This is a genomic window from Flavobacterium sp. HJSW_4, assembly GCF_042436695.1.
Taxonomy (GTDB): Bacteria; Bacteroidota; Bacteroidia; order Flavobacteriales; family Flavobacteriaceae; genus Flavobacterium.
In genome coordinates this window covers 156,072-163,079 of the sequence record NZ_JBHNPP010000012.1, presented here as the reverse complement: position 1 = coordinate 163,079, position 7,008 = coordinate 156,072, and the positions used below count along the sequence as shown (strand labels likewise).

5 protein-coding genes and 2 tRNA genes are annotated in these 7,008 nt (G+C 33.1%); 5 read left to right on the top strand and 2 right to left on the bottom strand.

Annotation, left to right across the window (positions count from 1 at the left end; translation table 11 throughout):
- On the bottom strand, positions 1-1,198 hold a 1,198-nt coding region (locus ACE01P_RS13575), incomplete at its 3' end, for a reverse transcriptase family protein (protein ID WP_379698689.1).
- Positions 1,199-2,474: 1,276 nt separating this feature from the next.
- Between ACE01P_RS13575 and ACE01P_RS13570 the strand changes: the two genes are divergently transcribed.
- From ACE01P_RS13570 to ACE01P_RS13550, 5 genes are all read left to right on the top strand, one after another.
- A tRNA-Pro gene (locus tag ACE01P_RS13570) sits at positions 2,475-2,546 on the top strand.
- 4 nt (positions 2,547-2,550) lie between these two features.
- Positions 2,551-2,623 (top strand) — tRNA-Leu (locus ACE01P_RS13565).
- A gap of 780 nt (positions 2,624-3,403) precedes the next feature.
- Positions 3,404-4,498 carry a slipin family protein gene (locus ACE01P_RS13560; protein WP_379698687.1) on the top strand — a complete coding sequence of 365 codons (1,095 nt, stop codon included), beginning with the start codon at positions 3,404-3,406 and terminating at the stop codon, positions 4,496-4,498.
- 328 nt (positions 4,499-4,826) lie between these two features.
- A complete protein-coding gene (locus ACE01P_RS13555; protein ID WP_379698685.1) occupies positions 4,827-5,333 on the top strand; it encodes a hypothetical protein in 507 nt (168 codons plus the stop codon).
- Between the two features lie 67 nt (positions 5,334-5,400).
- Positions 5,401-5,946, top strand: a complete 546-nt coding sequence (locus ACE01P_RS13550) for an exonuclease domain-containing protein (protein WP_379698683.1) — start codon at positions 5,401-5,403, stop codon at positions 5,944-5,946.
- A 103-nt stretch (positions 5,947-6,049) separates the two neighbouring features.
- Here the strand turns inward: ACE01P_RS13550 and ACE01P_RS13545 are convergent, their stop codons facing one another.
- Positions 6,050-6,964 (bottom strand): phytanoyl-CoA dioxygenase family protein, encoded by a 915-nt coding sequence (locus ACE01P_RS13545; protein ID WP_379698681.1) that lies wholly within the window; start codon positions 6,962-6,964, stop codon positions 6,050-6,052.
- Positions 6,965-7,008: the final 44 nt, after the last annotated feature.

The window sequence follows — 7,008 nt, the reverse complement described above, 5'->3', positions numbered from 1 at the left end:
CAACATTAAGTTTTTCGTTTACAACGATTCCGGTTACTTTTTGCTGCATTCCTTTTCGCATCACATGAATTTTTTCAGGATGAACGATAAAACCTTCTGCTTCGATTATTTTTTTTACGAAATGTAATAAACGCGAAATATTTTGGCTGTTTTCCTGAGTGGTAGAAAAACTCATGTCGTCTGCATAACGCGAATAGCTGAAGTTCAATTTTTTAGCTAATCCGTTTATTTTTTTGTCCAGCTTATATACAATTAAATTGCTAATTGCCGGACTTGCAGGCGAACCTTGCGGTAATTTGCGCTCGCCAGCCTGAACGTAATAGGTAACGCCGTCTAAGGTTGTTTCGTTAATTTCAGAATACGTGCAAACTAAACCTAAAATCGTAGCAACTTCCTCAGAATAACCTATTTTACAGAATAATCCTTTTACTCTTTTATAAGTTATAGTTGGAAAAAAATCTTTTAAATCGATATTAACAACAATGTCTTTGTTAATGTGCGGTTGTGCATTGGTTACAATAGAACGTTCTTTTATAAAACCATTTGCTTCTGCAGTATAAGGTATTTTATGAAGTATATTTTCTAAAACCCAAGTTTGAATTTCTTTTAGTTTTGGTTTTGGAGCCGAAATTTTACGTTTGCCACCTGATTTTTTTTCAAGTTCAAAAGTATGGTAATGATTAATTTTAGAAACCTTTCTGTTGTAAGCAAGATACTGTAAAGCTTTTAAATCGATATTCATGCTTTTAGCCAAAGCCAATGCATCTTCAAAAACGGGCAGATTGTATTTTTCTAAAATTGCAGTATTTGCTTCTTTAAAATTTAGCCCTTTTGATACCGTTTCGCCTAAATAAAGAATCTGTTTTTCTTGTAATAATTTCCAGTTTTCAGCTTTATCAAGACGTTTTTGTTCTTGTTTTAATTTGGTTTCGACTCTTTTTTCTTTAGCAGCTTTCATTCTTGCTTTACGCATTTCAAGAATCATCGCTTCTCTATCGTTAAATTTTCTGTCTTGCGCCAAAAGCTCATTCAATTCCTTTTCTATCGTAGCTTCTTGCTTGATAAGGATTTCAGATAGAGTAGGCTGGTCACTAGACTCCCAAAAACCTAAACGCTGCATCTCTTCTAATACGTAGCTATCTTTTGAGGTAGCCCTTATTCTATCATAAATTTGTTGTTTGCTAAGCTGTTCAGACATAATTATAATCGATTTTTTTATTAAAAAAAAAGCCCTATTGCAGCAATAGGGCTTAAAGTTTAAAACCTTCGTATTCTCTAAGGACTATGTCTATCAACTCCCGAGAAAGGGTACTATACGTACAGTTAATCTCGAGGAGGTGGAACCGAAACTGTACGTATAGTACCTTTTCTCATCCATAAGATAGAAGTAGTGCTGAATGTCAAATAATTTTACACCGATGACGAAACATCATCATTTTCTTTTACAAGAAAAAGCAAGGTATTTCTTAAACTCAAAACAAACATAGAAAAAAAGTTTTAATTGAATACCTTAAGAATTAAAAATATAGCGTCTTTTTTAAACTTTTCTTTTGATGTATTTGTAAGTTTTTCATTATGAGGATTTAGCAGATTTAGAAATTATATTATTAAATTGTAAAAATATATTTTCACTAAATTTTTGTTTTTATAAAAGAACTTAGGGTTGTTGTAAATTAAACATTTTTATAATTATTTGTTAAATTAAGAAATAAAAGACTACATTTGTCCTTGTAATTAAAAAACAGAAAAATACATATGACACTTTCAATCGCAAAATATTTTGACCACTTAGCCGGATCACTTCCAGCTAAAGTATCAGGATGCAATATGTATTTTTATGAAAATGAAATTTAAAAATTAGAGTCAAACTCATCATAAAATAGAAAAGCGTCCTCAAAGTAGGGCGCTTTTTTTGTTTTAAATTCGATAGAATGACAAGAAAATAATAGAAAATCAAACCATAACTAAAAAAAACAAAAAAATAAATTGACAAAATGTTTAATGATTAATCAAAATAGCGAAATATAGTCTTGGAGAGTAACCCGATGAGCGACAGCCATTTGATACAAAACAGAAATCTGCACGAGTATGCGGACAGGAATTTCTTTGCTTTTGTTTTGTGTTTAACTAATTGACTATCAATAAAATAATGTTAAAAATAATTTGGAAATATGAATTTTTCCATCATATCTTTGCCAAACAAAATCGAAACAAAGAGTTTCAAATAACAGTGATTTTAAATAATAATAAAATATATAAAATGAAATTTAAAACTAACATACCTAACGCAAAAGGGCTATTAGCGAGTTCGGATCGTGAAGGGACAAACATGTCGGTGCATCATTATAGGCAATAAGATAATTATATCGTATTTGTTATGAAGCACCTTTAATCGGGTGCTTTTTTTATGCTTAGGCTGAAAGGAACAAAGGGGCAGAGGGACAAAGTTTTTAAAAACTTAGCTGCACAGAAAACTGGGAAGATAACGGTGGTTGTTTACCCGCTTTGGATGCGGGAGGTCGCAGGTTCGAATCCTGCTTCCCAGACAAAACAGGAATGGTGAAATGGTAAACACGGCTGATTTAGGATCAGTTTCCTGAGAGTTCGAGTCTCTCTTCCTGTACAAAATGAAAATTTTGCTTTCTACGCAGAATAATTGCGCAGTATTATTTGAATATTTGATTAAGAATCAATGTACGTTCTTTTACAAAATGAAATGACATCAAAGGAAACTTTGATTTAACAATATCAAACAAGCCTTGTTGGGTGTTTCAGTATAGCACCAATGTAGCGGACTTTTCGCGAAAGCGTATTATGTTTTTCTATGCAGCTTGGTTTGGAGGTTTCGATAGTTTTCCAAAAAATTATCTCACAAGGGATCTAAGGGTTGTGGGTTCGAATCCCATTCACAGTAATGTGGTAGCTCAATTTGGATAGAGCATTGGATGTGTTATGCAGGTTCGAATCCTGCACCGAATGTGCTTCGGTTGGACGAATCCGGTAAGTCGACGGGTCTCAAAAACCTGTAACAGTAGAGACCATCACTCTTAAAAAGATGACCATTGAAAAAAACCGATTTGTCTTTGTCAGTGAAATCAAGATTTTCGAATCTGAAATTTCACACTCTGATAAAGCCAGAGCGAATAGCAATGTGTTTTGAAAAGTTTGTATTCTTTTTGATTTGATTGTTAAGAGAATTTGGGGATTCTCTCAACAAAATAGAATCAGAAACAATTCAGACAGACAAAGAACAAACTATCCGTCCGTTTTTCTTAGAGGAGAAAGACAAAGAGGTTTTTTATTAAAAAAAGAAAAAATAGAAGGGAATTAAAGATAATAGAAGAAACATGGTTCAACATGAAACTTGAAACATGAAACAAACAAAACAAAAAAAAATATAACCATGATAAAGAGAATAAAAATAGAAGCGTACCAAGTAGGATTGCTTTTCGAAAATAGAAAATTATTAAAAGTATTAGAAGAAGGAATGCACTGGGTTTTTGGAAACAAAACCGTAATGATTTATGATATGAATGCATCATTTAAGGCTCCATTTGAGTTGAACATTTTATTGCAAAATGAAGTGTTGGCTTCAATGTTAGAAGTTGTTGAGGTTGCAGATAATGAAATTGTTCTGCAATATGTCAACGGAAACTTTAAAGGAGTTCTGCCAGCAGGAAGATATGCATTCTGGAAAGGAATTGTGAAAAATGAATTTACTAGAGCAGACCTTTCTAAGATTGAAATTACGGAAGATATTCCAGTAAATCTTTTAGATCTGCAATTGAAGATTTTTAGCAGAAAATTCATTGTAGCAAGCAACGATAAAGCATTGTTGTTTGTGAATGGAACTTTTGTGAAAGAGTTGAAATCAGGATCATATTATTTCTGGAATAATGGCATTACAATAGAAGTGAAAACTGTCGATACAAGACAGCAGCAATTGGAGATTTCCGGCCAAGAGTTGCTAACTAAAGATAAAGCAGGATTGAGAATCAACTTTTTTGTGAGATACCAAGTTGTTGATATTATGAAAGCTTTGGTCGAAAATAAAGATTTTGAAAAACAATTGTATGTAGCAATGCAATTGGCTTTAAGAGCTTTTGTTGGAGGCTTGACTTTAGATGAATTGTTAACTAAGAAAGATGCAATTGCCGATGCAATTTTAGAAGAAGCAAAAACTAAAATCGAAGATTTAGGTTTGAAAATTTCTGATGCTGGAATAAGAGATGTAATTCTTCCAGGAGATATGAAAGAAATCATGAATCAGGTTTTGGTTGCGGAGAAAAAAGCGCAAGCAAACAGCATTATGAGAAGAGAAGAAACTGCAGCAACAAGAAGTTTACTTAACACAGCAAAGCTGATGGAAGAAAACGAAATGTTGTGGAAGTTGAAAGAGATGGAATACGTAGAAAAAATTGCTGAAAAAATTGGTGAAATCACCATTTCAGGCAGTGGAAACGTAATTGGTCAATTAAAAGAAATCTTCGTAAAGTAAAAATAGAACGATTAGTGTTAAACGCTGAGAGTTTAGTTTAATAATAAAAATTTAAGGATGAATCAAGAAATAGGATTTTCGTCTGGTCTTAATACCGGTCAAACAGATACAGTGGAGTTAAGTGAATCTTCGTTTGCCTCGAATAGAGAAGCAAATTTAGAACGCGCTAACCTATGGAATGGAAAGGCAAATTTTTGGGAAATGAAATATATCATTTAGAGATTTTTCTCTGGTAGAGCAAGGGTGCTTTTGAACTTTTGTGATATTGGATTTCCCAGAAAAGCCTTCGATTTCCTGAGATTCCAAGAATTGCAAAAAAAAAAATACCATGCAAAACAATACACTAGAAATATACAAAAAAGCAATTAGAAATAAATACGAGACAGAAAAAGGCGGTAAATACTTTGATTATTTGTACAAGCCTTCTCGTGGTAAACTTCGTGATTTGTGCTGGCTTATTTTCGAAAATAACCCAACTCAAGATGACTTGAATGTTTTCAAGAATCTATTGGGTTTAGATTTCGATCATACCAAAAAAAATAAGTTCAAGGAAAAGAAAGATAAATTCCGACCTATTGAAACGTTCTTCAAAGGAGAAACAGATCCATCAAACATCGATGCTATAAACATGGCAGCTATTTTGGTTGATTTTGAGCCACGTCCTTTCAAAAAGTTTTACGAAATGTCTAAAACTGAAGAGATAAAATCAGTTAAAAAGCTTGAAAAAGCTAAAGCTGTTTTTGAAAAGAAGAAGAGCGCTGCAAAAAAAGAAAAGCCTGAAAAAAAGTCTAAGAAAAGAAGTTTCTTTCTAGATTTCAAAAGCATGTTTTTCTAATAAAAACAGAATACTCAACAGAAGCCATCAGCATTAAACTGATGGTTTCAATTTAAAAAAATTAAAAATGAAAACTACAGATAAAGTTATTATCATCGATTTAGAAGCCACATGTTGGCAAGGCGCTGTCCCGAGCGGGCAGCAAAATGAAATTATAGAAATCGGTTTGGCTGTATTGGATACAGAAACTGGTGAAATTTCGAAGAATAAAGGAATATTGGTAAAACCACAGCGCTCGAGCGTTAGTTTGTTTTGTACCGAATTAACGACTATTACTGAAGATTTGTTAGACAAAAACGGTGTTAACTTTGAAGATGCCGTCCATCAGTTAGTCGATGAATATAATCCAGATTTGTACACTTGGGCAAGTTACGGTCAATACGATTTGAACATGCTGAAAAAACAATGTAAATCGTTTGGGGTTTCCTATCCAATGGGAGAGGAGCATATTAATGTAAAAGAGCATTTTGCCGAAAAGTTCGGTTTGGTTAAACCAACGGGAATGAATGGAGCGCTTCATTTGCTAAATATTCCATTAGAAGGAACACATCACCGCGGAATTGACGATGCCAAAAACATCGCTAAGATTTTGAATTGGTGTCTTAAAAATTAGAATTTAATTTGTTAATCGCAGTTATCAAAGGATAGCTGATAACTGTAGAAAACTGTAAATCGTTGCATTTACAGTTTTTCGCGTTTTACAATTACTCAAAAACTTAAATCCATTCTCCTGCAGCATTGTAATCATCTGGGAGATAGGTAAGATATTGAACCATTCTTGGATTTTCTCCTTTGTTTGGTGTTGCGCAATGCGGAAGCGCATTATGCCAAATGATAAAATCTCCAGCATCGCCAATAATTGGTTTTGACTGCAATGTTTGTAATGCTTTCTCTCTCGGATTTTCATGAGTTTCAACCTTGTCCAACCATTCATCAATTTGGTTATGAAACCCTGGTACACAATGAAAAGCTCCATCATTTTCTCCGCATTCAGTTAAATAAAGCAATCCTTGAAGGCCGTAAGTAAGAGGCTTTTTTAAACTCATATCCCAATGAAGTGAGTTTCCTAAAAAAGAAAAATTACTTGTTTCTGGAGGGTTAAAACTAACTTTATCAATCGTTTTGTAGATTTTGGTAGTTTTATAAAGCTGTTCATAAGCTTTTTTTATTTTTGGCGAAAAACGGTTGCGGTTTAAGGTTTCATGATCTGAAAAATTAAGCATTAGTCCTTTTTGTTCTTCATGTGGTTTGTACCAGCTTTCTTTTTTATTCGGATCCATTTTTAGATAGTCCCAAATGGCTTTTTGTGTGGCTTCGCAATCTTCTTTAGAAATGACATTTTTAACCACTACATAACCGTTTTGATTCCAAAAATCAAGATCTTCTTGAGATAAAACGTTTTCAGATAAATCCTCTATTTCTGGTGCTGTATTTTGTTTTCTGTTAGTAATCCATGTTTTGAAAGTTTCAAAATTAGGTTTTTCAGAATATAAAAAGCGCAAAGTATCCTCCATTCCAATGCCCAATTGATAGAGTGTTTTAATTTCGTTGTCCCAGTTGGTAAGGTCTGGATTTGCGTTTTCAGTATTTAGAGTACGTTTCCATAGCGGTTCGAGAACGGTCCAAGGCATATTTTTCAGTTTTTAGTTAAAAGAAAACCTAAAAATACACCATT